The 24232-nt window shown below is 72.2% G+C and carries 25 protein-coding genes; 8 read left to right on the forward strand and 17 right to left on the reverse strand.

Annotation, left to right across the window (positions count from 1 at the left end; translation table 11 throughout):
* Positions 1 to 139: 139 nt before the first annotated feature.
* The 3 genes from ABT324_RS31525 to ABT324_RS31535 form a co-directional block, all read right to left on the reverse strand.
* Positions 140 to 868, reverse strand: coding sequence for a DUF4191 domain-containing protein (locus ABT324_RS31525; protein ID WP_351184891.1), 729 nt, complete (start codon positions 866 to 868; stop codon positions 140 to 142).
* Positions 869 to 1035: 167 nt separating this feature from the next.
* Positions 1036 to 2037 (reverse strand): lipoyl synthase, encoded by a 1002-nt coding sequence (lipA, locus tag ABT324_RS31530; RefSeq protein ID WP_351184893.1) that lies wholly within the window; start codon positions 2035 to 2037, stop codon positions 1036 to 1038.
* Between the two features lie 84 nt (positions 2038 to 2121).
* Positions 2122 to 3048: an oxidoreductase gene (locus ABT324_RS31535; protein ID WP_351184896.1), complete on the reverse strand. Its 927-nt coding sequence runs from the start codon at positions 3046 to 3048 to the stop codon at positions 2122 to 2124.
* 73 nt (positions 3049 to 3121) lie between these two features.
* Here ABT324_RS31535 and ABT324_RS31540 point away from each other — a divergent pair, with 73 nt between their 5' ends.
* Positions 3122 to 3967 (forward strand): hypothetical protein, encoded by an 846-nt coding sequence (locus ABT324_RS31540; RefSeq protein WP_351184899.1) that lies wholly within the window; start codon positions 3122 to 3124, stop codon positions 3965 to 3967.
* A 241-nt stretch (positions 3968 to 4208) separates the two neighbouring features.
* Here the strand turns inward: ABT324_RS31540 and ABT324_RS31545 are convergent, their stop codons facing one another.
* A complete protein-coding gene (locus ABT324_RS31545) occupies positions 4209 to 4682 on the reverse strand; it encodes a hypothetical protein (protein ID WP_351184902.1) in 474 nt (157 codons plus the stop codon).
* 117 nt (positions 4683 to 4799) lie between these two features.
* On the opposite strand from ABT324_RS31545, the gene ABT324_RS31550 reads away from it, so the two are divergent.
* Both ABT324_RS31550 and ABT324_RS31555 read left to right on the forward strand, forming a co-directional pair.
* Entirely contained in the window at positions 4800 to 5399 is a 600-nt protein-coding gene (locus ABT324_RS31550) for a TetR/AcrR family transcriptional regulator (RefSeq protein ID WP_351184905.1), read from the forward strand.
* A gap of 47 nt (positions 5400 to 5446) precedes the next feature.
* The gene (locus tag ABT324_RS31555; RefSeq protein ID WP_351184908.1) at positions 5447 to 6391 is read left to right on the forward strand and encodes an LLM class F420-dependent oxidoreductase; all 945 of its coding nucleotides are present in this window, start codon (positions 5447 to 5449) and stop codon (positions 6389 to 6391) included.
* A gap of 45 nt (positions 6392 to 6436) precedes the next feature.
* Here the strand turns inward: ABT324_RS31555 and ABT324_RS31560 are convergent, their stop codons facing one another.
* The 6 genes from ABT324_RS31560 to lpdA all read right to left on the reverse strand — a co-directional run bounded on the left by ABT324_RS31560 (position 6437) and on the right by lpdA (position 13122).
* Positions 6437 to 6907, reverse strand: coding sequence for an ArsR/SmtB family transcription factor (locus ABT324_RS31560; protein ID WP_351184911.1), 471 nt, complete (start codon positions 6905 to 6907; stop codon positions 6437 to 6439).
* Between the two features lie 14 nt (positions 6908 to 6921).
* On the reverse strand, positions 6922 to 8028 hold the full coding sequence (locus ABT324_RS31565; protein ID WP_351184914.1) for a serine hydrolase: 1107 nt from the start codon (positions 8026 to 8028) through the stop codon (positions 6922 to 6924).
* A 65-nt stretch (positions 8029 to 8093) separates the two neighbouring features.
* Positions 8094 to 8840, reverse strand: coding sequence for a lipoyl(octanoyl) transferase LipB (gene lipB / locus ABT324_RS31570; protein WP_351184917.1), 747 nt, complete (start codon positions 8838 to 8840; stop codon positions 8094 to 8096).
* A 112-nt stretch (positions 8841 to 8952) separates the two neighbouring features.
* A complete protein-coding gene (locus ABT324_RS31575) occupies positions 8953 to 9837 on the reverse strand; it encodes a TIGR01777 family oxidoreductase (RefSeq protein ID WP_351184920.1) in 885 nt (294 codons plus the stop codon).
* A gap of 103 nt (positions 9838 to 9940) precedes the next feature.
* A complete protein-coding gene (sucB, locus tag ABT324_RS31580; protein ID WP_351184923.1) occupies positions 9941 to 11695 on the reverse strand; it encodes a 2-oxoglutarate dehydrogenase, E2 component, dihydrolipoamide succinyltransferase in 1755 nt (584 codons plus the stop codon).
* 56 nt (positions 11696 to 11751) lie between these two features.
* Positions 11752 to 13122 (reverse strand): dihydrolipoyl dehydrogenase, encoded by a 1371-nt coding sequence (gene lpdA, locus ABT324_RS31585; protein WP_351184926.1) that lies wholly within the window; start codon positions 13120 to 13122, stop codon positions 11752 to 11754.
* A 240-nt stretch (positions 13123 to 13362) separates the two neighbouring features.
* On the opposite strand from lpdA, the gene ABT324_RS31590 reads away from it, so the two are divergent.
* Positions 13363 to 13704, forward strand: coding sequence for an oxidoreductase (locus ABT324_RS31590; protein ID WP_351184929.1), 342 nt, complete (start codon positions 13363 to 13365; stop codon positions 13702 to 13704).
* A gap of 16 nt (positions 13705 to 13720) precedes the next feature.
* Here ABT324_RS31590 and ABT324_RS31595 read toward each other — a convergent pair whose 3' ends face one another.
* Positions 13721 to 14221, reverse strand: a complete 501-nt coding sequence (locus ABT324_RS31595; protein ID WP_351184932.1) for an OsmC family protein — start codon at positions 14219 to 14221, stop codon at positions 13721 to 13723.
* A gap of 130 nt (positions 14222 to 14351) precedes the next feature.
* Entirely contained in the window at positions 14352 to 15842 is a 1491-nt protein-coding gene (locus tag ABT324_RS31600) for a leucyl aminopeptidase (RefSeq protein ID WP_351184935.1), read from the reverse strand.
* A gap of 301 nt (positions 15843 to 16143) precedes the next feature.
* Between ABT324_RS31600 and ABT324_RS31605 the strand changes: the two genes are divergently transcribed.
* Together ABT324_RS31605 and ABT324_RS31610 are read left to right on the forward strand one after the other, a co-directional pair.
* Positions 16144 to 17391, forward strand: coding sequence for an APC family permease (locus tag ABT324_RS31605; protein ID WP_351184938.1), 1248 nt, complete (start codon positions 16144 to 16146; stop codon positions 17389 to 17391).
* Positions 17392 to 17399: 8 nt separating this feature from the next.
* The gene (locus tag ABT324_RS31610; protein ID WP_351184941.1) at positions 17400 to 18071 is read left to right on the forward strand and encodes a ribonuclease FAU-1 family protein; all 672 of its coding nucleotides are present in this window, start codon (positions 17400 to 17402) and stop codon (positions 18069 to 18071) included.
* Positions 18072 to 18087: 16 nt separating this feature from the next.
* Here ABT324_RS31610 and ABT324_RS31615 read toward each other — a convergent pair whose 3' ends face one another.
* Positions 18088 to 18378, reverse strand: a complete 291-nt coding sequence (locus tag ABT324_RS31615; protein WP_351184944.1) for a hypothetical protein — start codon at positions 18376 to 18378, stop codon at positions 18088 to 18090.
* Between the two features lie 158 nt (positions 18379 to 18536).
* Between ABT324_RS31615 and ABT324_RS31620 the strand changes: the two genes are divergently transcribed.
* Positions 18537 to 19643: a branched-chain amino acid aminotransferase gene (locus ABT324_RS31620; protein WP_351184947.1), complete on the forward strand. Its 1107-nt coding sequence runs from the start codon at positions 18537 to 18539 to the stop codon at positions 19641 to 19643.
* A 736-nt stretch (positions 19644 to 20379) separates the two neighbouring features.
* On the opposite strand, the gene cobS is transcribed toward ABT324_RS31620, so the two are convergent.
* From cobS to ABT324_RS31640, 4 genes are read right to left on the reverse strand one after another with little or no spacing between them, the layout of a single operon-like run.
* Positions 20380 to 21114 (reverse strand): adenosylcobinamide-GDP ribazoletransferase, encoded by a 735-nt coding sequence (cobS, locus tag ABT324_RS31625; RefSeq protein WP_351184949.1) that lies wholly within the window; start codon positions 21112 to 21114, stop codon positions 20380 to 20382.
* Positions 21111 to 22196, reverse strand: a complete 1086-nt coding sequence (gene cobT, locus ABT324_RS31630; protein WP_351184952.1) for a nicotinate-nucleotide--dimethylbenzimidazole phosphoribosyltransferase — start codon at positions 22194 to 22196, stop codon at positions 21111 to 21113. Before cobT ends, cobS begins: the two co-directional genes overlap by 4 nt.
* Positions 22197 to 22215: 19 nt before the next feature.
* On the reverse strand, positions 22216 to 22755 hold the full coding sequence (gene cobU, locus ABT324_RS31635) for a bifunctional adenosylcobinamide kinase/adenosylcobinamide-phosphate guanylyltransferase (RefSeq protein ID WP_351184955.1): 540 nt from the start codon (positions 22753 to 22755) through the stop codon (positions 22216 to 22218).
* A 12-nt stretch (positions 22756 to 22767) separates the two neighbouring features.
* Positions 22768 to 23406 (reverse strand): DUF3043 domain-containing protein, encoded by a 639-nt coding sequence (locus tag ABT324_RS31640; protein ID WP_351184958.1) that lies wholly within the window; start codon positions 23404 to 23406, stop codon positions 22768 to 22770.
* 310 nt (positions 23407 to 23716) lie between these two features.
* Between ABT324_RS31640 and ABT324_RS31645 the strand changes: the two genes are divergently transcribed.
* Entirely contained in the window at positions 23717 to 24082 is a 366-nt protein-coding gene (locus ABT324_RS31645; RefSeq protein WP_351184961.1) for a HesB/IscA family protein, read from the forward strand.
* The last annotated feature ends 150 nt before the right edge of the window (positions 24083 to 24232 follow it).

Here is a 24232-nt window from a genome sequence, read left to right on the forward strand (position 1 = left end):
TACCACCTTCCCCCCCCCCCCCGCTCGCCGGATCCGGGCCCCCCCGGGCCCTGCGCCACCCTGGGGCGGCGTGGTTGCCCTTCCCCCCGGGGCGGGGGCCCGGGGCCGCACCCCGGGCCCGCTCCTCGTCCCTGGCGGACTACCGCGAGCGGCGCACCGCGCGCTGCACGTTGCGCATCTTGGCGCCCTGCGGCACCGGGCCCTTCGGCATCGCGTTGCCGCGGTTGGCCAGCGCCGCGAGCCGGTTCTCCAGCGAGTCGATCTGCGCCGGGCCGATGTTGCGGGGCAGCTTGGTGATCCGCTGCTGCAGCTTCGCCAGCGGGACCTGGTTCTCCTCGTTGCCCACCACGATCTCGTAGATCGGGGTCTCCCCGACGAGCCGGGCGACGCGCTTCTTCTCCTGCGCCATCAGCGTCTTGACCCGGTGCGGGGCACCCTCGCCCACCAGCACGATGCCGGGGCGGCCGATCAGCCGGTGCACGGCGTCGAGCTGGGCGGTGCCCGACACGGCTTGGGTGAGCACCCACCGGCCGCGCAGGTTGTCCAGCGCCCACCCGGCGGCACCGGGTTGGCCGTCGGCCTTGCGGTACACGCTGGACTGCACCCGGCGACCGAAGGTGATCACCGCGCCCAGCAGGCCGAAGGCCAGCCCCACCGGGAGGAACACCCAGTGCAGGCCCCAGATCATGCCCAGCAGGAAGACCACTGCGGTCACGCCCAGGAACACCCCGAGCATCAGCGGGAGGAGGAGCTTGTCCTCCCGGCGCTGCATCTTGAACACCTCGAGGATCTGCTTGAAGCGTCCCCGAGTTGCCTTGCGCCGTTCTTTGGCCGCCGCTTTCTTGGCGGCCTTGTCCTCCTTGGCCATGCATTTCAGGATACGGCGCGGCCTGCGGCAGGTGCAGGCGCGGTCCCGGATGGTGACCGACCCGTGAGCTCCGGCCCGGCGGGTTTTGCCTGCTAGATGCACGTGAGCACTCCGAGGTACGGCAGCGCCTCGAAGTGCTCGCGTGTCATGACCAGCGAAAACGGTCCTCAGCGGGAGAGCAGGCTGGTGGCCTCCTGGGCGGCGGTGCCCTCCTTGGCCAGGTGGCCCAGGTTGTCCGGGAGGGGCATGCCGCGGTGCACGGTCGCCTTGGCGTACAGGCGGCCCGCGCGGTAGCTGGAGCGCACCAGCGGTCCGGCCATCACACCGGGGAAGCCGATCTCCTCGGCCGCCTTGGTGTGCTCGACGAACTCCTCCGGCTTGACCCAGCGGTCCACCGGGTGGTGGCGCGGGCTGGGGCGCAGGTACTGGGTGATGGTGATGATGTCGCAGCCCGCGTCGCGCAGGTCCTGCAGCGCCGGGCGCACCTCGTCCGGCGTCTCGCCCATCCCGAGGATCAGGTTGGACTTGGTCACCAGGCCCGCGTCGCGCGCCTCGGAGATCACCTGCAGCGACCGCTCGTAGCGGAACGCCGGGCGCAGGCGGCGGAAGACGCTGGGCACGGTCTCCAGGTTGTGCGCCAGCACCTCCGGCCGGGAGCTGAAGACCTCGGCCAGCTGGTCGGGTTCCGCGTTGAAGTCCGGGATCAGCAGCTCGACGCCGGTGCCCGGGTTGAGCGAGTGGATCTGGCGGACGGTCTCGGCGTACAGCCACGCCCCGCCGTCGGGCAGGTCATCGCGGGCGACGCCGGTGACGGTCGAGTAGCGCAGGCCCATGGCCTGCACCGACTCGGCGACCTTACGTGGCTCCTTGACGTCCAGCTCGGCTGGCCGCCCGGTGTCGATGAGGCAGAAGTCGCAGCGGCGGGTGCACTGCTCCCCACCGATGAGGAAGGTCGCCTCGCGGTCCTCCCAGCACTCGAAGATGTTGGGACAGCCCGCCTCCTCGCAGACGGTGTGCAACCCCTCGCGTCGGACCAGACCCTTGAGCTCCTGGTACTCGGGTCCCATCCGCGCGCGGGTCTTGATCCACGACGGCTTCTTCTCGATCGGGGTCTGGCTGTTGCGGGCCTCCAACCGCAGCAGCTTGCGACCCTCCGGCGCCACAGTCACGGGCCCCAGGCTACGCCCCTGGGCGGCGGTGTGGTCATCTCGCTTCGGGTTCCACCAAGCGAAAGAAACCGCAGGTGAACTGGATCACGACCAGGGTGGTGCGATGCCGGTGTGCTCGGCGGTGACCTGCCAGAGCAGCTGGGCGGTGCGGGGGTCCTGGGCGGCTTTGCTCAGGCGGGCGCGGGTCGGGTGGCCGCGGACCTCGCCCACGCCGCTGGGACCGAAGTAGTCGCCGCCGCGGACGCCTCGCGCGGTGGCGGCGAAGAGCTGCGGCAGCGCGCCCTGCTCGGCCGGTTGGGTGACCAGCCGGGTGGCGATGCTGACGACGCCGGTGACCGGTGTGGGCATCGAGCGCAGCTGGGAGGAGTTGCGGGTCAGCTCGGTGGTTGCCATGCCCGGGTGCGCGGCGACGCTGATCAGGTCGTGGTCCGCGCGCTTGGCGGCGCGGTCGAGCTCCAGCGCGAACAGCAGGTTGGCCAGCTTGGACTGGCTGTAGGCCCGCACCGGGTGGTAGCGGCGGCGGGTGAAGTGGAGGTCGTCGACGTCCAGGCCACCACCGTGGTGGGCGAGGCTCGACACGGTCACCACGCGCGCGCCGGGGCGCATGGTGGGCAGGAGCAGCCAGGTCAGCGCGGCGTGCCCGAGGTGGTTGGTGCCGATCTGCAGCTCGAAGCCGTCCTGGGTGCTGCGGCGCGGGGTGGCCATCACCCCGGCGTTGTTCATCAGGGCGTCCAGGCCGCCGGTGCGCTCGCGGACCTGCTCGGCTGCCTTGCGGATGGAGGCGAGGTCGGCGAGGTCCAGTTCGACGAGCTCGGGCTGCGCGGTCGCGGTCCGGGCGATCTCGGTGAGCGCGGCGCGGCCCTTCTCGGCGTTGCGGCAGGCGATGAGGACGCGGGCCCCGCGTTCGGCCAGGGCGCGGGCGCTGCGGTGCCCCAGGCCGGAGTTCGCGCCGGTGATCAGCACGGTCCGGCCGGTCTGGTCGGGGATGTCGGCTGCGGTCCACCTCGTCATGCCCGAAACTTACTCGCAGTAGGTTCAGCGTGCCAGGGCACCCAGTGATCGGCACCAGGAATACTGGCCGTCTGTGTCTGCAACATCCTGGACGGTCCGCATCCGGTGGGCGCCCTGGTCCCGCGTGCTGCGCCTGCGGTTGGCGGGTGATCGTTGGCCGAGGCTGAGCGAGGGGCCGATCTCGGTGGCGCTGCGGTTCGCCTGGTCCCTGCTGCTGGCCGCGGTGCTGCTCGGCTGTTGGCTGGAACTGCTCCTCGCGCTGGTGCTCATGCCGTTCGCCCTGGTCGGAAGGGCGATGGGGGTCGGGTGGCGGGTGGAGATCAGCACCCATGGGTGCCGGGCCGGGGTCGTGCGCGTGGCCACCCTCGCCGCAGCCAAGCGGATGCGCCGCGCGTTGCGCGAGCACCTGGGGCGCAACGCTGGGATCGACGGCGCGGAGGCGCTGCTGGCGGAGGAGCGGGCGGAGTTCACGCCGGTCCGGATCAGCTCGCGGCGCTGGCGGTTGGTCGAGAAGCGATTGAGCCCGTACGGGCGGCGGCGCTGGTTCCTGTGGCGGCGGAAGCTGTCGTTCCAGGCCGCGGCGGACAGCCTGCCCAGCGGGCTCGGCGACGACCCGCTCTCGGCGATCATCGCGATCCCGTTCCTGCTGCTGTTCGCGGTCCTGTTCACCGGTGCGGCCCTGGAGCTCGCCGCGCAGCTCGTGCTGCTGCCGTTCGTGCTGCTGCCCCGGTTGTTCCGGGTGCTGGCGTGGCCGGTGGAGCTGGTCCGGCCGAACGCGGTCGGGCCGGCCGACCTGGTCCACGGCGTGCTCCCGTCGGTGCGCGCGCGGCGCGAGCTGACCGCCGCGCACGCCCTCCGGCTGCGGGTGCCGGTCCTCCGGATGGCCGAGGAGCCGACCGCCGTGGTCGAACGGGTGTGACGTCCGGGTCAGCCGCGCTCGTGCTCCGCCGGTCGGTGGTGGACGTACTCGATCACCCTGCCTTCCGGGTGGCGCACGGTGAGGCCCTCGCCCGCCGGCGCCCGGAAGCGGGGTTGCCCGAACTCCAGGCCCTGCTGGAAGAGCTGCTCGTACGGGCCGATGTCGGCGACCAGGAGGGCGCCGACGGTCTGCCGGAACGGGGCCAGCGGCTCCTCGGCACCCGCGATGCTGATCGCGCAGCTCAGCGCAGCGACAGCAGGCGGGCTTTGCGGGACTGCGTCGGCGTGGCCCGGACCAGCTGGAGGAAGGCCTGACCGACGCGGACGACCTCCGCGTCGGGTTCGCCTGGCTCGGCCAGGCCGCTGGCCAGCGCGAGCATCCGGTGCTCGCGAGCCGCGGCGGCGCGCAGCTCAGGGTCCGCCTGGTGCTGGTCGAGCAGGGCGCGCAGTTCCGGGTTCGCCGCCGCGGTGCGGCGCCAGGCCTCGGTGACCGCCTGGATCCGGTCCCCGTCCGCGGCGTCCTCGGTCTCGACGAGCGCGACGTCGACCCGGCCGGTCAGCTGCTGGGTCCACTTGCACTGCAGGGCGCGCAGCAGTTCGGTGGCGTCGGTGAAGGGCGCGGGCACCTGGTGGAGTGCCCCGCTCGGGTCCTGCCGGGCGGTGTCGAGGACCGTCGCGATCGCGTGCTGCCGCTGGTGGAAGTCGTTCCAGCTCATGGTCGCTCTCCGGGATCGGGCCGGGGAATACCCCTGGTGTGCGGCATACCGAGAGTATGTTGGTGAACCGACGGTACCACGGCGGGCGTACCGCCGGTATGTCTTAGGGTTGTGCGCATGGCGACAGCTCGACCGCGGCGCGTGGAGTACTCGGAGACCACGCGGCAGGCGTTGGTGGACTCCGCCGTGGAGCTGTTCACCGAGCACGGCTACGCGGGCACCTCGCTGGAGGAGATCGCCAGGCGCGCCCGGGTCACCAAAGGCGCGCTCTACCACCACTTCGGCGGCAAGCAGGCGCTGTTCGAGGCGGCCTTCGACGCGGTGGAGGCCAGCGTCGTCGCGCGGCTGGCCGGGGTGCTGTCCGGGGCGGGGGACCCGTGGGCGGCCACCCGGTCCGGGTTGAGCGCCTTCCTCGAGGTCTGCCTGGAGCCCTCCTACCAGCGCATCGTCGTGCAGGACGGGCCCGCGGTGATGGGCTGGGAGCGCTGGCGGGCCGCCGAGGAGTCGCACACCTTCGGGGTGGTCCGCACCGTGGTCGCCGGGCTGGTCGAGTCCGGGGAGATCGACCCGCTGCCGATCGACGCGCTGGCCCGCGTGGTGTTCGGCTCGCTGTCGGCGGGCGCGACCACCATCGCCGGGTCGGCCACGCCGAAGCAGGCCAAGGCCGACGTGGAGGCCTGCGTGGCGCGGGTCCTGGAAGGCCTGCGCAGCCGCTGACCCGTGGCGGAGGGCACGCGGGCGGTCGCGCGGCTAGCCTCGGGTCCGTGACCGAGAACTTCAAGTTGCGGATCTTCACCGAGCCCCAGCAGGGCGCCACCTACGACGACCTGCTGCGGGTCGCCAAGCACGCGGAAGCCACCGGCTACGACGCGTTCTTCCGCTCCGACCACTACCTGAAGATGGGGTCGGTGACCGGCGAACCCGGCCCGACCGACGCCTGGGTGACGTTGGCCGGGCTGGCCCGCGAGACCAGCCGGCTGCGGCTGGGCACGCTGATGACCGCGGGCACCTTCCGGCTGCCCGGTCCGCTGGCGATCGCCGTGGCGCAGGTGGACCAGATGTCCGGTGGGCGCGTCGAGCTCGGCCTGGGCAGCGGTTGGTACGAGGAGGAGCACACCGCCTACGGCATCCCGTTCCCCTCGCTCAAGGAGCGCTTCGACCGCTACGCCGAGCAGCTGGAGATCATCACCGGTCTGTGGGCCACCCCGTCCGGCGAGCACTTCCGCTTCGACGGCGCGCACTACCAGCTGGCCGACTCGCCCGCGCTGCCCAAGCCGGTGCAGCAGCCGCGGCCGCCGGTGCTGATCGGTGGTCTGGGCAAGAAGCGCACGCCCGAGCTGGCCGCGCGCTTCGCCGACGAGTTCAATCTGCCGTTCGTCGACGTCGACACGGCCAGCGCCCAGTTCCAGCGGGTCGACGAGGCCTGCCGGGTGATCGGCCGCGACCCCGGCGAGGTGGTGCGCTCGGCGGCGCTGGTGCTGTGCGTGGGCAAGGACGAGCAGGACATCGCCCGCCGGGCCGAGGCCATCGGCCGCGACGTCGAGGAGCTGCGGCTCAACGGGCTGGCCGGGACCCCGGCGGAGGCGGTCGACAAGATCGGCACCTGGCGCGAGCGCACCGGAATCACCCGGCTGTACCTGCAGGTTCTGGACCTCTCCGACCTGGACCACCTGGACCTGGTCGCCAGCGAGGTCGCGCCCCAGCTCTGATCCGCAGCAGCGGCCCGTCGGCTGCCCGGCGGGCCGCTCGCCGCGTCAGGGCCGGAGCTGCCCGGCGACGTCGGCGGCGGCGGTGAGCAGGACCAGCGCGGGGATGGTGGCCTGCGCGCGGAGCCGGTAGGTGCCGCGCTTGTCCTGCTCGACGAGCCCGCAGCCGGTCAGGCTCTTGAGATGGTGGTAGAGCTGGCCGGTGGAGCTCAGGCCCGCTGCCTCCTGCAGCGCCGCGGTGTGCTGGGCCCCGGACTGGGCGAGCAGCCGGACGATCGCGGCCCGCGCCGGGTGACCCAGCGCGGCGAGCACGTCGGTGCGCGGCCCGTCGGGCAGGCCGAGGACCTGCACCGGGTCGACCTGGATGCGCCACTCCAGCTCGACTGGTTCGACGAGGTTGCCCTGGTACTGCACGACCGAACCGCTGGGTTCGGCCGGTTCGGCCTGGTGCGCGCCTTCCAGCGCCGCGACGCGGCGTTCCAGTGCTTCGAGCCGCTGCTGCAAGTCGTCCGGATCCACCGGATGAGCTTCCCTCAGCCCTCCAGCGCCCGCGCGAGCCGGTCCCGCCACTCCGGCTGCTCCATCCCCAGCAGCAGCGGGAGGGCGGGGTCGCCGGTGCCGAGCTGCTCCAGCGAGATGTCGCCGTGCGCGAGCAGCGCGCCGAACGCGGTGCTGCCGTCACTGCGGCGGATGGTGAGTCCGGAGGTCAGCACACCGGGCAGGCTGCCGCCCTTCACCCCGATCCCGACGACTCCTGGCGGCAGCTGACCGCTGAGCGGCCGTTCCAGGTGCCCGCGCGCGACGGCGGCTGCCTCGGGTGGGAGCTCGTCGGTGGCGATGGCGCGGTGCAGCGCGGCGAGCTGGGCCGCTGTCGCCGACATCGTGCGGTCGGCCCAGGTGATCTGCTGCGGGTAGGGCGGCAGTCCGCCGCGCAGGAGCCGGTCCAGCACCTGCTCGCGCAGGTTGGCGTCGGCGCTGAAGCGGCGTTCCACCTGGTACCCCCAGGCACGGCGGGCGGGTGTTGGCAGCTGGGCTGGCGGCGCGAACTCCGGCAGCAGGAACAGGTACTCGGCGCACATCGAGCGGATGTCGAGGCGCTCCCAGCCGCCCGCGGCCGCCGCCGCGTGCAACGCGGCTTCGCCGAGCCGGTTGCGCAGGAAGTCCGGGACCGCGCTGTCGCTGAACATGATCATCGCGGAGACCATGTCGTCCAGCCGCACCCGGTGCTCGGGGTCGGCGGCGCGCAGGCCGGTCGAGTCGGTGCCGATGCCCAGGTGCTCGAGGGCGGTGACGTGCGCGAACCCGTCGGTTGGCACGTAGTAGCGCTCCCAGTCGCCGACGCGGACCGGCTCCGAGGGGTCCAGCCGCCCCTCGGCGACCGCCGACGAGTAGGCGGCGAGGTGGACGACCTTGACCGCCGAGGCCAGCGGTTGCGCGGCGTGCGGGCGGTGCAGCAGCCGGTTCCCCCGGCCGTCGTCCAGCACGAGCCCGAGCCCGTCGCGGTGGGCGTTGATCCAGGTGAGCCAGCCCTCCGGAGTCGCCAGGTCCGGTGGTGCGGGCTGGGCCAGTGCGCGTGGCGCGAACAGCAGCGGGCTCGTCGCCGCGGCGGCGACGAGCAGGTGGCGGCGGGACAGCGGCATGCTCCACTCCTCCAGTAGTCCGTAATTCCGGAATACTAGAGAAGCGGAGCGCCGCTGTCAGCCGTTCAGCGCAAGCTGGGGTCCAGCGACAGGGTCACACCCGCCGCAGCGGTCGCCGCGCGGGGGATGTCCCGGTCGGTGATCGGCAGGCGGCCGTCCAGCGCGTCCAGCACGCCCTGCTCGACCAGTGGGAACACCTCGGAGGTCGGGACCTCCCGGCCGAGCTCGGCGGTCAGCGAGGTGGTGCCCGCGTCGCTGATCCCGCACGGGACGATCCGGTCGAACTCGGACAGGTCGGCGTTGCAGTTCAGCTCCAGGCCGTGCATCGTGATGCCGCGCTGCACGCGGATGCCGATCGCGGCGATCTTGCGCTCCGGGAGGCCGTCCCGGGCGGGCAGCCACACCCCGCTGCGACCCTCGACCCGGCCCGCGCCCAGCCCGAACTGGTCGCACACCCAGATCAGGCCCTGCTCAATCCGCCGCACGTAGTCGACCACGTCGATCGGGTCGGTCAGCTGCAGGATCGGATAGCCGACGATCTGCCCGGGGCCGTGCCAGGTGATCTTGCCGCCGCGGTCCACGTCGATGACCGGGGTGCCGTCGGTGGGGCGCTCCTCCGGCGAGGTCCGCTTGCCCGCGGTGTAGACCGACGGGTGCTCCAACAGCAGCATGGTGTCCGGGTTTCGCCCCTCGGCGCGGCCGGACGCCAGCTCGCGCTGCACGTCCCAGGCCGAGAGGTAATCGATGGTTCCCAGGTGGCGCACTTCGACGGGGTCCGACGAGGCGCGGCACGAAGAATTCGCACGACTCACGCGCGCAAGGCTACGCCTGCGCGGGCCCCCGCGGACCGGTGGTGCCGGGGTGCGCCGGTTTCGCGCGGAACGGGCCCCTGCCAGGCGATTTCCGCCCGGTATTGCCGCCGTCCTACCCGAGGGCCGCCGCCAGCGCCGAACCGATCGTCGGGTGCTGGAAGGCGAACCCGTGCGACTCCAGGGCCGTCGGCACCGCGCGCTGCCCGACCAGCGCTTGGTCGGCGAACTCGCCCAGCGCGATCCGCAGCGCGAAGCCCGGCACGATCCACGGTGCGGGGCGGCCCAAGGCCTCCGCGAGCGCCTTGGTGAACTCCGCGTTCGTCACCGGCGCGGGACCGGTCAGGTTCACCGGGCCCGCGATCTCGCCGTGCTCCAGCACGAACCGGATCGCCGCGACCTCGTCGTCCAGCGAGATCCACGGCATGTACTGGGTGCCGTCGCCCAACCGGCCGCCCAGCAGCAGCGAGAACAGCGGCCGCAGCTGGCCGAGCAGCCCGCCCGACGGGGCGATGACCAGGCCGGTGCGCAGCCGCACCACCCGGACGCCCGCCACCGCCGCGGGCTCGGTCGCGGCCTCCCAGCGCTGGCAGAGCTCGGCGAGGAAGTCCTTGCCCGGCGGGGCCGACTCGGTCACCGGCTTCGGCCCGGTGTCGCCGTAGTAGCCGACCGCCGAACCGTTGGCCAGCACCGGCACACCGGCGTCCACCACCGCCTCGGCGAGCACCTCGGTGGGGCGGACCCGGGAACGCACCAGCAGCCGCTTGCGCTCCGGCGTCCACCGCTTGTCGCCGACGCCCGCGCCGCACAGGTTCACCACCGCGTCCGCACCGTCCAGCGCACCGGTGTCCAGCCGCCCGGCCTCGGGGTCCCAGCCCCGCTCGTCCGGGGCGCCGGGTTGGCGCCGCACCAACCGGACCACCTCGTGGTCGGCCGCCCGCAGCGCGGCGACCAGGGACGTGCCGATCAAGCCGGACGACCCGGCCACAACCACCCGCATACCCGGCATCGTGCCGCACCGGCGCGGCCGGGGCGACCTCCCCGGGCCGACAACGCAACGGCCGCCCACCGGGTGCGGTGGGCGGCCGTCGTCGCTGGTCGGGTCAGAGACCGAGGTCGGCCTCGAACGCGCCTTCCTCCAGCCGCTGCTTCAGCGTGGTCAGGAACCGGGCGGCGTCCGCACCGTCCACCAGCCGGTGGTCGTAGGACAGCGCCAGGTAGACCATCGAGCGGATCGCGATGGTGTCGCCGCCGTTCTCGTCGGCGACCACGACCGGGCGCTTGACGACCGCGCCCGTGCCGAGCATGCCCACCTGCGGGGGGTTCAGGATCGGCGTGTCGAACAGCGCACCGCGGCTACCGGTGTTGGTGATGGTGAAGGTGCCACCGGACAGCTCGTCGGGCTTGATCTTGTTGTTGCGGGTCCGCGCCGCCAGGTCGGCGATCTTGCGGGCCAGCCCACCGAGGTTGAGGTCCCCGGCGTTGTGGATCACCGGCGAGACCAGGCCGCGCTCGGTGTCCACCGCGACCGACAGGTGCTCGGCACCGTGGTAGGTCACTTCCTTGGTGTCCTCGTTGATCGAGGCGTTCAGCTTCGGGTGCAGCTTCAGCGCCTCGGCCGCCGCCTTCGCGAAGAACGGCAGGAACGACAGCTTGACGCCCTCGGCGGCCTCGAAGTTGGCCTTGGCCCGCTCCCGCAGCCGGGCGATGCGGGTCACGTCGACCTCGATCACCGTGGTCAGCTGCGCGGCGGTCTGCAGCGACTCCACCATCCGGCGGGCCAGCAGCTGCCGCAGCCGCGACATCTTCTGCGTGGTGCCGCGTAGCGCCTTGGCCTCCTCCGAGGGCTCCACCAGCGAAGCGCTCGACGCCTCGGCCGGAGCAGCCGCCTGGGCGGCCGGGGCCGGGCCGGACTTCTTGGCGTCGATGGCGGCCTGCACGTCCTGCTTGCGGATCCGGCCACCGACACCGCTGCCCTTGATCGAGGACAGGTCGATGCCGTGCTCGTTGGCCAGCTTGCGCACCAGCGGCGTCACGTACGGGGTGGTGCCGGACGGCGCGGCCTCGGCGGGAGCCGGAGCGGCCGGGGCCGGGGCAGGGGGAGCCGGAGCCGGAGCGGCCTGTGCCGGAGGCGCGGCTGGAGCCGGGGCGGCCGGAGCGGGCGGGGCCGCGGGAGCGGCGGCCTGCTGCGGGGCCTGCTCCTGCGGGGCCTGCTCCTGCTGCGGGGCAGCGGCGGGAGCCGCGCCCGCAGCACCGATCACGGCGAGCTTGGCGCCGACCTCGATGGTGTCGTCCTCGTTCGCGGAGATCTCCAGCAGCGTGCCAGCCACCGGGGACGGGATCTCGGTGTCGACCTTGTCGGTCGAGACCTCCAGCAGCGGCTCGTCGACCTCGACGCTGTCGCCGACCTGCTTGAGCCAGCGGGTCACGGTGCCCTCGGCGACGCTCTCACCCAGCGCGGGCATGGTCACGTCGGTGCCCTGCGCGTCACCGGCCGGGGCGGCCGGAGCCGGGGCCTCGGCGGCGGGCTGGGCCGGGGCGGGCTGCTCGGCGGGCGCGGGCTGTTGCTCGGCGGCGGGGTTCTCGGCGGGGGCCGACTCGGCCGGGGCCGCGGCCTCGCCGGAGTCGCCGATCACGGCGAGCTCGGCGCCGATCTCAACGGTGTCGTCCTCCTGGGCGATGATGCGCTGCAGCACACCGGCGGCGGGGGACGGGATCTCGGTGTCGACCTTGTCGGTGGAGACCTCGAGCAGGGGCTCGTCGACCTCGACGGTCTCGCCCTCCTGCTTGAGCCACCGGGTGATCGTTCCCTCGGCGACGCTCTCGCCGAGGGCCGGCATCTGAACGGAGAAGGCCATCTGTCTGCTGACTCCTCGTGGTGTGGCGGGGTGCTTGGCTGACTGCGGAGCCGACGTCAGCCGTGCACGTGCAGCGGCTTGCCGGCCAGGGCGAGGTGCGCCTCGCCCAGCGCTTCGGTCTGGGTCGGGTGGGCGTGGACCAGCGGAGCGACGTCCTCCGGCAGCGCCTCCCAGTTGTAGATCAGCTGCGCCTCGCCGATGAGCTCACCGACTCGGTCGCCGACCAGGTGCAGGCCGACGACGGGGCCGTCGGTCGCGCGGACCAGCTTGACCGCGCCTTGGGTCTTGAGGATCTGGCTCTTGCCGTTGCCGGCCAGGTCGTAGGTGAAGGTCTCCACCGAGCCGTACTGCTCCTTGGCGGCGGCCTCGGTCAGGCCCACCGAGGCAACCTCCGGGTGGCAGTAGGTCACGCGCGGGATGCCGGCCTCGTCGATGGGCTGCGGGTTGAGCCCGGCGATGTCCTCGGCGATGAAGATGCCCTGCTGGAAGCCGCGGTGCGCCAGCTGCAGGCCGGGCACGATGTCGCCGACCGCGTAGACGCCCGGCAGGTTGGTGCGCAGGCGCTCGTCGGTGCGCACGAAGCCGCGCTCCATCTGCACCCCGGCCGCCTCGAAGCCGTGACCAGCGGTGTTCGGGCCGCGGCCGACCGCCACCAGCAGCAGGTCGGCGTCGTGGGTCTCGCCGTTCTCCAGGCTGACCGAGACGCCGGAGTCGGTCGGGGTGGCGCCGGTGAACTTCACGCCGGTCTTGAACTTGATGCCGCGCTTGCGGAACGCGCGCTCGAGGCGCTTGGAGACGAACTCGTCCTCGTTGGGCACCAGGTGCGGCAGGGCCTCGACGATGGTGACCTCGGCGCCGAAGGAGCGCCAGACGCTGGCGAACTCGACGCCGATCACGCCGCCGCCCAGCACCACGACCTTGTTCGGGATGAAGTCCAGGTTCAGCGCCTGCTCGCTGGCGATGACCCGGCCACCCAGCTCCAGGCCGGGCAGCGTCTTGGAGTAGGAGCCGGTGGCCAGCACCACGTTCTTGCCGGTGTAGCGGGTGCCGCCCACCTCGACGGTGTTGGCGTCGACCAGCGTGCCCGCACCCTCGACCAGGGTGACCTTGTGCGCCTTGGCCAAGCCCTGCAGGCCCTTGTGCAGGCCAGCGATGATGCCGTCCTTGTACTTGTTGACCCCGTCGATGTCGATGCCCTCGAGGGCGGTCTTCACCCCGAACTGGTCGGCGTCGCGGGCGGAGTCGGCGACCTCGGCCGCGTGCAGCAGCGCCTTGGTCGGGATGCAGCCTCGGTGCAGGCAGGTCCCACCGAGCTTGTCCTTTTCGACCAGGATGACGGACAGGCCTAGCTCGGCTGCGCGGAAGGCGCAGGCGTAGCCGCCCGAACCGCCACCGAGAATGACTAGATCGGCGGACGTGTCGGTCACTTCGCACTCCTCGACAGGCTTCGTTGACTCGCTGACAGCACTTCACCGGACCGGATGGTCACGAGCACCTGCAAGCCATCTTGTCACCACACGACAGGCTCACGCGACGTGGGCTGGGTGATCTGTGCTGCACCGCAGCGGATCACAGTGGAGGGTGGGTGATTTTCACCCGTCCCCCACGCCGGTGATGGCACCATCGGTGGCAGGCTGCTGATCCCACCTGAACGGAGGCGAGTTGCGGTGGGCCTCTTCGACCGGTTCCGCAGGCGCGGCGGTGGGGTGCGCGGCGCCAACTCGGCCGATGCCGAGCACCTGATCAGCTGGACCGAGCAGCACCGCGGGGTCGAGGGCTACCTCGAACCGCGCACCACGGTGACCGAGACGACGCTGATGCTCATCGCCCACGACGGGGAGTGGACCCGCCGCCGGGTGGACGGCCCGGCCGCGGCGCACCGGCTGACCCGCAAGCTCGGCATCCCGCTGTACGAGGTGGCCAAGGTGGGCTACCCGCAGCGGATGCGCGACTACCAGGCCCGCCAGCGCATCCTCCGCGACCGGGAACGCCGGGCCGCCGACGGCTGACCTGCTCGCGCCCGGGTCAGTGCGCGATGCGGGTGGTCGGCGAGCACCTGACCGGGAAGTTCACCGCCTTGGCGATGTAGCACAGCTCGTGGGCGCGCGCGTGCAGCGCCTCGGCCACGTCGATGCTGGCGCGGTCGGACACGGTCACCACCGGGGACAGCTCGACGGCCTCGAACTGGCCGGTGCCGTCCGGGTTCTCGGTGAGGATGCCGCGGGCCTGGTCGTGGTAGCCGGTGACCACCACGCCGCTGTCCGCCGCCAGGTGCAGGAACCACAGCATGTGGCACTGCGACAGCGAGGCGACCAGCAGTTCCTCGGGGTTGTAGCGGTCCGCGTCGCCCAGGAACACCGGGTCGGCGGAGGCGTCGATGGCGTCCTTGCCGTCCGCGCGCACCTCGTGCGTGCGCTCGTAGCTGCGGTAGGAGCTGGTGCCCTGGCCGGTGTTGCCGGTCCAGACCACGTCGACCTGGTAGCCGTGCCGGGCCGTCGTCGGCGGGGCCGGTTGCGAATCGGTCATCGCCCCATCGTTGCACCGTGGCGGGGTGCTGTGGTGATCCTTTTGCGGCCCACGTCACAAATACGCCACCAGGGGGAGGTGCCGCCCCGGGTGGCCCGCGGCCGCGGACCACCCGGGGCGGGACCGCAGGTCAGCCCTGGTCGGCGATGTCGGCCAGCACGGCGGCCAGGGTGCGGACCGGGACGCCGGTGCCGCCCTTGGGCGTGTAGCCCCACGGACCGGAGGTGTTGTAGGCCGGACCGGCGATGTCGATGTGCGCCCACTCCACGCCGTCGGCGACGAACTGCTCGATGAAGATGCCCGCCGCCAGCATCCCGCCCCAGCGGTGGCCGGTGATGTTGGCCAGGTCGGCGAGCTTGGAGTCCAGGTCGCCGCGCAGCTCCTCCGGCAGCGGCATCGGCCAGCCGCCCTCGCCGGCGGCCTGCGACAGCTTGGCCACCCGGTCGCGGAACTGCTCGCTGCCCATCACACCCGGCGTGCGCTTGCCCAGCGCCACCACCTGCGCGCCGGTCAGCGTGGAGGTCTCGACCAAGTAGTCCGGCTCGTCCTCGCAGGCGCGGGTGATCGCGTCGACCAGGATCAGCCGGCCCTCGGCGTCGGTGTTGAGCACCTCGACGGTCTTGCCGCCGTACATGGTCAGCACGTCACCGGGGCGGTAGGCGGTACCGGAGGGCATGTTCTCGGCCATCGGCACGGTCGCGGTGATGTCCAGCGGGTAGTTCAGCCGGGCCGCCAGCACCATGGTCGCGACCACCGCGGCGGCGCCGGACATGTCCGAGGTCATCTCCTCCATGCCCGCGGCGGGCTTGATCGAGATGCCGCCGGTGTCGAAGGTGATGCCCTTGCCCACCAGCGCGACCTTCTTGGCGGCCTTCGGGCCCTTGTGCCGCAGGCGCACCAGCCGCGGCGGCCGGGACGAGCCCGAGCCGACGCCGAGGATGCCGCCGAAGCCCTGCTTGCGCAGCGCGTTGTCGTCGAGCACCTCGACCTCCAGTCCGACGGCGCGGCCCAGCTCCCCGGCGCGCTCGGCGAAGGAGGCCGGGAACAGGTCGTTCGGCGGGGTGTTGATCAGGTCGCGCGCGGTGTTGACCGCCTCGCCGATCGCGGTCGCGCCCTTGAGCGCGTGCGCGTTGCCGTCCGCCTTCGCATCGGCGACCACGAACTCCACTTCGGACACCGGGCCGTCACCGGAGTTGGCCTTGTACCCGGTGAAGGCGTACGCGCCGAGCACGGTGCCCTGCACCGCGGCGGACAGGTCCACATCGGACAGGGTGGTGGCGGCGCGGTCCACACCGGTCAGCGCGCGGGCGGCGGCACCGGAGGCGCGGCGCACCTGCTCGCCGGTCAGCCCGCCCGACGCCGAGCTGCCCAGGCCGGTCGCGACCAGCACCGCGGCGCGCAGCTTGCCGCTCGCGGGCAGCTTCACGACCTCGTCGGCCTTCCCGGTCGCGCCCAGCGAGGTCAGCACCTGCCGCAGGTCACCGTCGAAGGCCGAGGCGACCTGCTCGGAGCCGGGCGCGAGCTGCAGGCCGTCGGTGCCCTGCACGGTGCCGACGATGAGCGCGTCCACGGCCAGCTTGGTCACCGCGGTGTCGGTGAGGGAGAGTTTCGGGGTCGTCACGTGGTCATCCTCCGTTGAAGCTGCCGTGCCGGAAACGGTTCATCCGCACTCTAGAGGGTTGATCCGCAGGCATTTTGCGAGGCGGTGCGGGCAGCGCACGCTCGGAGCTGCCCCGCCCAGCCTCATGTATAACCCAATACCCGACGGCCGGAGGCCCGGCGGCGGGGAGGGCTCGGTCGAAGCGCGACTCGCGGGTGAATTAGCCCAGGGCGGTGCCGTCCCCACCCTTGGTGCGGGGTGCTGTGGTGATGTCAACCGACAGGCGGCTGCACCGTTTGGGTTCGTCTGCAAGGGTGGTCGAGTGGCCCAACAGGTTGAATCGAGCGGTCGGCTGGCGCCCGGCGCGGGGGCGATCCCGCTGGCGCTCGGCGGGATGCTCGGCGCCGGTGTGCTCGTGGGCCCGGCGCCCGCGGCGGCCGCAGCCGGAGCGTGGTCGCTCCTGGGCCTGCTGGTCGCGCTGCTGGCCGCGACCTGCTCGGCGTCCGCGACGGCGTACCAGTCAGCCGCCTACCGGGGACCAGGCGCGGCGTACGCGTGCGTCCGGGGGCGCCTGGGCGTGCTGCCCGCGCGCGTCGGCGCGAGCGCGCACCTGGCCGGGCACGTTGCGGCGATGGCCGCGGTCGCGCGCGTGCTGGGGGACTTCTTCCTGCCTGCCTCGGCGCCGCTGGTGGCGGCTGCGGCGATCCTGCTCGTCGTCCTCTCGGCGACCACCGGGCTGCGGATCCGGGGTGTGGCGGCCTGGATCTGGCTCGCGCTGACCACCGCGGTGCTGGTCCTGGTGGTCATCACCTGCTTCGCGATCGCCCCCGTCCCGCCGCTGCCCACCGGGGCCGAGCCCGCGGACAGCGCGGTGGGCATCACCGGCGCCGCCGGGGTGCTGTTCTTCGCCTTCCTCGGCTTCGAACGGCTGACCGCCCCGGCCGAGGAGCGCGACCGGGTCCCGTGGCGGGCGGTCAAGCGCGGGGTGGTGGTCTCCTTCGCCGTGCTGACCGCGGTGCTCGCGGTGGTGGTGATGGCGCTGGCGCACCAGCTCGGCTGGTCGCGGTTGGCGCTGTCCCCGACCCCGATCCGCGACGTCCTGGCCGCGGCGGCCGCATCCGAGCTCGCGCCGCTGGTCAGCGTCGGGGCTGCGGTGGCGCTGCTGCCGGTGCTGCTGGCCGCCCTGGAATCCACCCGGTCGACGGCGTTGGCCCTGGTGCAGGACGGCGACCTGCCCAGCGTGCTGGACCGGCGCAGCGGCGCTGGCACGCCGTACCTGCTGGACGTCGCCACCGGGGTCGCCGCGGTCGCGGTCGCGCTGCTGGTCGAGCCGGTGACGGCGATGGCCTTCGCGGCTTGCAGCCTGATGGTGCACTACGCCTTCGCCAACGCCGGGGCGCGGCTGCTGCTGTCCGACACGGGTGGGTGGCCGATGCGCGCGGCCTGCCTGGGCATGGGATTGTCCGTCGTCATTGCGATGAGCATGCCGATTTCTGCGATGCTTGCGACGCTTGTTGTCGTTTCCATCGGTCCTTTGGCGACGGGAGGTGTGTCCCGTCGCTGGAGATGAGGCGGGTCATGCTGAACCTGAGTGCAGGCAACCTTTCCCTGGAACCCATCCAACCCCCCATCTGGCTGCCCGGCGAGGAAGCGCTTTACAGCTTCTGGCGTCTTGACGGCTCCCTCGGCACCGTCCACCCGGCACGCGTGGTCGCCGACGACGGCGACCAGCTGCTCTGCTGGGTCGTCGACGGCACCCCGATCCGGACCACCACCTCCCCGGACGGCCGGTCCTACCGCGATATGCCGCTGCACGAGCGCTTCAACGGGCCGCGGGTGCCCGCCAGGTCCACCTGGCGCGGCACCTCCACGCTGCGCCTGGTCGACGAGCACCGCTGGTCGTCGGTGTGGTGGTTCTTCGAAGCCGACGGCACCTTCCGGAACTGGTACGTCAACCTCGAGGTGCCGCTGGGGCGCGACGAGTACGGCGTGCGGCGGGTGGACGGCGTGCTGGACGTCGAGGTGTTCCCGGACGGGACGTGGTCCTGGAAGGACGAGCACGAGCTGGCCGCCGCGATGGCCGCCGGCCGGTTCGACCGCTGGCACCTCAAGCAGCTGCGGGCCGAGGGGGAGCGGATGATCGCGCTCGCCGAGGCGCGGCTGTTCCCGTTCGACGGCACCTACTGCGACCAGGTGCCGGATCCGAAGTGGGCGCTGCCGTCCCTACCGGATGGACTGCTGCAGATCTGACCGGTGCGCGGGGGGGTCAGGACACCGAGACGAACAGCAGCACGGTGATGAGCGCGACCAGGGCACCGATCCCGCCGACCGAGCCGCCGCGCAGGTCCTTCGGGAAGAACGACTGGTGCTTGTTGCGCCACCAGAACGCCCAGCCGACGGCCCCGGCCACGCCCAGGACCAGGCCGAAGACGTCGAGCCAGGCGTAGCCGAGCGCCACGAGAAGGCCGCCACCCAGTGGCATCAACGCCCCCAGGGTGGCGGCCAGCGCGTCCTGCGACGCGGTGGTGGGGACCGGAGCGGGAGCCTGCTGGTTCATGAGCACATCATAGAGCCCGGAACGTCGTCTTCGGGAAGCTTCCGGGTAACGCTCGGTGGCGCCCGCTCAGCGGCGTGTGATCGGACGCCGGACAATTGGACGACCAACTTAAGGCGATCGGGTTTCCACTGCTCCAGCGGTCGCGATACGGTACGCGCATGACTGGAGCGCTGTCTTTCACCCGGACCCCCAACCCGCAACCGGCCACCGATGAGCGCCGCGCGGAAGTACTGGCCAACCCGGGGTTCGGACGGCACTTCACCGATCACATGGTGACCATCCGCTGGAGCGAGGACCGCGGTTGGCACGACGCCCGCGTCGAGCCCTACCACTCGCTGGAGCTCGACCCGGCGACCTCCGTCCTGCACTACGCGCAGGCGATCTTCGAAGGGCTCAAGGCCTACCGCCAGCCCGACGGCTCGGTCGCGGCGTTCCGCCCGGAGGCCAACGCCCGGCGGTTCCAGGACTCCGCGAAGCGGATCGCGATGGCCCAGCTGCCGGAGGAGCTGTTCCTCGACTCGCTGCGCGAGCTCATCGCGGTGGACGGGGAGTGGGTGCCCAGCGCTGAGGAGAGCTCGCTCTACCTGCGACCGTTCATGATCTCCACCGAGGTCGGCCTGGGGGTCAACAACCCGGCCAACGCCTACCTGTACGCGGTGATCGCCTCCCCCTCCGGCTCGTACTTCGCGGGCGGCATCAAGCCGGTCACGGTGTGGTTGAGCCACGAGTACGTGCGCGCGGCCCCCGGCGGCACCGGCGCGGCCAAGTTCGCGGGCAACTACGCGGCGTCCTTCGCCGCGCAGGCCGAGGCCGTGAAGCAGGGCTGCGACCAGGTGGTCTGGCTCGACGCCTGCGAGCGGCACGTGGTCGAGGAGATGGGCGGCATGAACCTGTTCTTCGTGCTCGGCTCCGGTGCTGACGCGCGCCTGGTGACCCCCGAGCTCAGCGGCAGCCTGCTGCCCGGCGTGACCCGCTCGTCGCTGCTGGAGTTGGGGCGCGAGCTCGGCATGCAGGTCGAGGAGCGCAAGTTCACCGTGGAGGAGTGGGAGAAGAAGGCGGCGACCGGTGAGCTCACCGAGGTCTTCGCCTGCGGCACGGCAGCGGTGATCACCCCGGTCGGCCACGTCAAGCACCGGGACGGCGAGTTCACCATCGCGGACGGCAACCCGGGCAAGGTCACGATGCAGCTCCGCGAGCGCCTGACCGGCATCCAGCACGGCACGGTCCCCGACACCCACGGCTGGATGACCACCCTCAGCAGCTGACCCACAACACCCGGAGGGGCGCGGTTCCGGTGGAACCGCGCCACTCCGTGTCCCCGCCCCACCGGTCGCTCTAATTTCGATGGCAGCAGGACGTCCGTTTTTCATTGGAATTGCGTAGAACCCCAGAAGTCCGCGCGCGTCGGACACCCCGTCCAGCAAAAGCCAGGTCCTCCGAGGCAGGGGCGAGCAGGGTCTATCGGAACCTTGCGGACGCCGGCGAGAGCGGGAACCACAGTTTCAACTGAAACTGTGGTCTGTCGGTGTGTCGTGCGCCCGACATGCCGTGGCGTGTCGGGCAGTAGGTCGTCGGGCGGGGGCTCGTGGCAAGGGTCTCCGCGATTTCAATGGAGATTGGGTGTGTGGTTTCCATTGAGGTGGGGTTTGTCCCGTGTTCGGGTGTGTCGGGGTGGGGTCGCAGTTTCAATTGAAACTGCGTTCTCCCGGTGTGTCGGGTGTCGGACATGCCGGTGAGTCGGAGCCTGGCGGGCTCTCGGACCTGGCGGGCTCTTGCGGGGAGTGGGAACCACAGTTTCAATTGAAACTGTGGTTTGTCGGTGCGTCGTGCGTCCGACATGCCGTGGCGTGTCGGGCAGTAGGTCGTTGGGCGGGGGCTCGTGGCGAGGGTGTTCGCGATTTCAATGGAGATTGGGTGTGTTGTGGTTTCCATTGGAATTGCGTGTGATGAGTGGTTTTCGGGCGTGTTGGACGGGGTGGGGCGCGGAGAGGGTGGGGTGGGTCAGGTGAGGGTGGTGCCGATGAGGACTGTGGTGGTGGCCAGTTCGGAGGCTGCGCCGAGGACGTCTCCGGTGATGCCGCCGAAGCGGCGTTGGGTGTGTCGGGTGAAGGCGAGGAGCAGGGCTGCTGCCACCACCACCGCGACCGCCGTGGACCAGGGGAAGGCCAGCACCGCCACCGCGAGCAGGGCCAGCCACCAGGACGCCACCAGCCAGGTGGGTTGGCTGCCCGCTACCAAGGCGCCCATTCCTTCGGGGCGGGCGGAGGGCACTCCGCGGCGGCAGCACAGGACGAAGCCCGCCCGGCCGACCGCGCAGGCCAGGACGAGCACCAGCGGGTTGGTCGCGAGTTCCGCGAGGCTGACCGCTTGGGCACCCAGCACCAGGACCAGCGCGACCACCGCGAACGGTCCCGCGCCGCCGTCGCGCATCACGCTCAGCGCGCGCTCCGGCGGTCCGTAGCAGCCCAAGCCGTCCACGGTGTCGGCCAAGCCGTCCACGTGCATGCCCCTGGTGACCAGCACCAACACCGCCACGGTCAGCAGTCCGGCCAGAAGCGGGGGCGCGCCGAGCGCGGTCAGGCCCCAGAGCGCGAGCGCACCGGTACCGCCCACCAGCGCGCCGACCAGGGGCGCGAACGCGATCGCCTGGCGGCAGGTGGTGTCGTCGACGCGGCGGGCGGGCAGCGGCAGCACGCTCAGCCACGAGATGGCCAGGCGGAGGCCGTCCGCGGTCACGACTTCGGGCCGGTGGCCTCGGCTTCGGTCGGGCCGCCGACACCGGCTTCGGCGAAGGTCGCCATCTCGGCGAGCACCCGCGTCGCGGCCGTCAGGATCGGCAGCGCGGTCAGCGCGCCGGACCCCTCGCCGAGCCGCATCTGCAGGTCGAGCACCGGGGTCAGGTCGAGGTGCTCGAGCACCAGCGGCCCACCCGGTTCGGCGGAGCGGTGCCCGGCCAGCCACCACTGCCGCGCCCCAGGCGCGATCTCCTCGGCGACCAGCGCCGCCGCACCCACCACGACACCGTCCAGCAGCACGGGCGTGCGGCGCACCGCGGCCTGGGCGAGGAAGCCGGTCAGCGCGGCGATGTCGGCACCGGACGAGGTGCGCAGCAGCGCCACCGGGTCGTCCAGCACCTTGCGGGCGCGGCGCAGCGCGTCGCGGATCGCCGCGGTCTTGCGCATCCAGGCGTTGTCGTCGATGCCGGTGCCGCGGCCGACGACCGCCACCGGCTCGGTCCCGGTCAGGGCCGAGATCAGCACCGCGGCCGGGGTGGTGTTGCCGATCCCCATGTCCCCGGCGATGAGCAGGTCGGCGCCGGAGTCGATCTCCTCGTCGGCGATGGTCCGCCCGGCGCTGACCGCGGCCCGCACCTCGGCGTCGGTCAGGGCGTCCTCGCGGTCGACGGCCCCGGACGAGCGCCGTACCTTGTGCGTGCTGACCACCGGCGGGGTGTCGGTGTTGACGGCCATGTCCACCACCCGCACGGTCGCCCCGGCGCCGGTGGCGAGCACGTTCACCGCCGCGCCCCCGGCCAGGAAGTTCGCGACCATCTGGCCGGTCACCTCGCTGGGGTAGGCGGACACGCCGTGCCCGGCGACGCCGTGGTCACCGGCGAAGACGACGACCCGCGGCCGGGCGAACGGCCGCGGCGGGCAGAGCCCCTGGCGGGCGGCGACCCAGACACCGAGCTCCTCCAGCCGTCCCAGCGAGCCGGCCGGCTTGGTCAGCTGCTCGTGCCGGGCGACCGCCTGCCGACGGGCCTGCTCGTCGGGGGACGGCACCGCCGGGAAGCTGATCTCGTTCTGGTCGGTGGACAAGCGAACCTCCGTGTCGATGTCAGCGCAGTCGGAGCGGGAGACCGGCGACGAGCAGGACGACCTCGTCGCACACCTCGGCCAACCGGGCGTTGAGCGCCCCGAGCTCGTCGCGGAACAGCCTCCCAGACCGGGTGGCCGGGACGACGCCCAACCCGACCTCGGCGGAGACGACGACCACCCGACCAGCGCAGCCGGTGACGGCGTCGACGAGCTCGGTGCAGCGCGCGGCCACGACCTCCAGCGCGGCCGGGTCCCGGTCCCAGGCCCCGGCGTCGTCGAGCACCCCGGTCAACCAGGTGGCGAGGTCGTCGACCAGCACGGACCCACCGTCGGGGACCTCGCCCAGCACCCGGCGCAGCGCCGCGGTGTCGGGCGCCTCCGCCGTCCGCCAGCTGTCCGGTCGCCGGGCGACGTGCGCGGCGATCCGCTCGTCCCACTCCCGATCACCGGTCACCCGCCGAGCGGTGGCCACGTAGGTGACCGCCTCCTCGGCCGCGACCAGCCCTTCGGCGTGCGCGGACTTCCCGGAACGCGCCCCACCGAGCACCAACGTGCGCACTGCGGGCCCCGATCAGCCGAGCTTGGCGATGTCCTTGGGGGTGTAGCGGGGGCGCGGGACGCGAAGCTTGCGGATCTGCATCGCCCGGGTGAAGGCGTACCAGCCCAGCGAGAACGGCTTGTCCTTGGCGTCCGGGAACTTGGCGCGCACGTGCTTGTTGACGTAGCGGCCCAGCAGGGTGCCCTCGATGACCATCATGATCAGCAGGGCCATGCAGAACAGCGTCGCGTACTGCTGCACCAGCAGGTTCTGCGACAGGGTACTCACGAACACCACCAGCACCAGCGGCATGAACAGGCCCATCAGGTGGCGGCGGGTGTCGACCAGGTCGCGCACGTAGGCCCGCACCGGGCCCTTGTCGCGCGGCATCAGGTAGCGGTCGTCGCCCTGCATCATCCGCTCGCGGCGCTCCTTGGCCGCGCTGCGCCGCTCCTCCTTGTTGCCGCGGGCGCGCTTGATCGCCTCGCGCTGCGTCTTCGGCGGCGGTGGGACCGGGCCGCGGCGCTTGCCCTCGGCCTCCCGGCGCTTCGGGGTGGGGCGGCCCTTCTTCGGCGTGTGGTGGGGGGCATGCTCCGCCGCGTTCTGGGCAGTCTCGTTCTCGGACTCCGGGCTGGCGGCCTGCTCAGTGCTGCTGCGGCGAAGGAACCTCACTCCAACAGGGTATTCGACGCCACTCCCGCGCTTGCAGCAGACCGGGCGGAAGGTCCTTTTTCCCGCCCGTCCCGCGCTGGCGGTGCAGGCAGCGGAAGCGCACCGCCGCGGGTGCTCCGAGCGGCTCGCCGGAGTGGCCCACCACCTGGCCAGGTCAAGCCACATCACACCAGCTCGGCGGCGGGCTGTGCCACCATGGAGCGTGGAGACACGGCACACGTCCCCGGGTCCGCCCGCGGGAATAGGCCGGTCCGGTCGGTGGTTGCACCACAGGCCGGAATCGGATGAGCGAGACCTCTAGGGAGAGTCCATGACCGCCCCGAACACCACGACCGAGAGCGAGGCGCCCGCCCACGGTGTCACGTTGACCGACGCGGCGGCCCAGAAGGCCAAGGCCCTGCTGGACCAGGAGGGCCGCGACGACATGCACCTGCGCATCGCCGTCCAGCCCGGTGGCTGCGCGGGGCTGCGCTACCAGCTCTTCTTCGACGAGCGCACCCTGGACGGCGACGCGCGGCGGGACTTCGAGGGCCTGGGCGTCGTCGTCGACCGGATGAGCGCCCCGTACCTGCAGGGTGCGGTGATCGACTTCGTCGACTCCATCGAGAAGCAGGGCTTCACCATCGACAACCCGAACGCGGGCGGGTCGTGCGCCTGCGGCGACTCGTTCCACTGACCGGGCGAGCCGATCTGGCACGAGGCCGGTACCCCACGGGGTGCCGGCCTCCTTGCTGTCCGGGGGTCGTGAGTGCGTAACAGTGTTCGAACACTGTTACCCACGAACGCCGGCAGCAGTCCGAAGGAGACGGTGTAAGGCAGCGCCGAG

Source organism: Saccharopolyspora sp. NPDC000359, assembly GCF_040300525.1.
Lineage (GTDB): Bacteria > Actinomycetota > Actinomycetes > Mycobacteriales > Pseudonocardiaceae > Saccharopolyspora.

What these genes read in the sequence shown, in the direction of transcription:
- sucB (WP_351184923.1), bottom strand. Translation starts at nt 11,695, where the DNA reads ATGGCCTTCTCCGTTCAGATGCCGGCCCTCGGCGAGAGCGTCGCCGAG.
- ABT324_RS31550 (WP_351184905.1), top strand. Translation starts at nt 4,800, where the DNA reads ATGGCGACAGCTCGACCGCGGCGCGTGGAGTACTCGGAGACCACGCGG.
- ABT324_RS31620 (WP_351184947.1), top strand. Translation starts at nt 18,537, where the DNA reads ATGACTGGAGCGCTGTCTTTCACCCGGACCCCCAACCCGCAACCGGCC.
- ABT324_RS31525 (WP_351184891.1), bottom strand. Translation starts at nt 868, where the DNA reads ATGGCCAAGGAGGACAAGGCCGCCAAGAAAGCGGCGGCCAAAGAACGG.
- ABT324_RS31610 (WP_351184941.1), top strand. Translation starts at nt 17,400, where the DNA reads ATGCTGAACCTGAGTGCAGGCAACCTTTCCCTGGAACCCATCCAACCC.
- ABT324_RS31545 (WP_351184902.1), bottom strand. Translation starts at nt 4,682, where the DNA reads ATGAGCTGGAACGACTTCCACCAGCGGCAGCACGCGATCGCGACGGTC.
- ABT324_RS31535 (WP_351184896.1), bottom strand. Translation starts at nt 3,048, where the DNA reads ATGACGAGGTGGACCGCAGCCGACATCCCCGACCAGACCGGCCGGACC.
- ABT324_RS31615 (WP_351184944.1), bottom strand. Translation starts at nt 18,378, where the DNA reads ATGAACCAGCAGGCTCCCGCTCCGGTCCCCACCACCGCGTCGCAGGAC.
- ABT324_RS31645 (WP_351184961.1), top strand. Translation starts at nt 23,717, where the DNA reads ATGACCGCCCCGAACACCACGACCGAGAGCGAGGCGCCCGCCCACGGT.
- ABT324_RS31595 (WP_351184932.1), bottom strand. Translation starts at nt 14,221, where the DNA reads ATGACCGATTCGCAACCGGCCCCGCCGACGACGGCCCGGCACGGCTAC.
- ABT324_RS31575 (WP_351184920.1), bottom strand. Translation starts at nt 9,837, where the DNA reads ATGCGGGTGGTTGTGGCCGGGTCGTCCGGCTTGATCGGCACGTCCCTG.
- ABT324_RS31565 (WP_351184914.1), bottom strand. Translation starts at nt 8,028, where the DNA reads ATGCCGCTGTCCCGCCGCCACCTGCTCGTCGCCGCCGCGGCGACGAGC.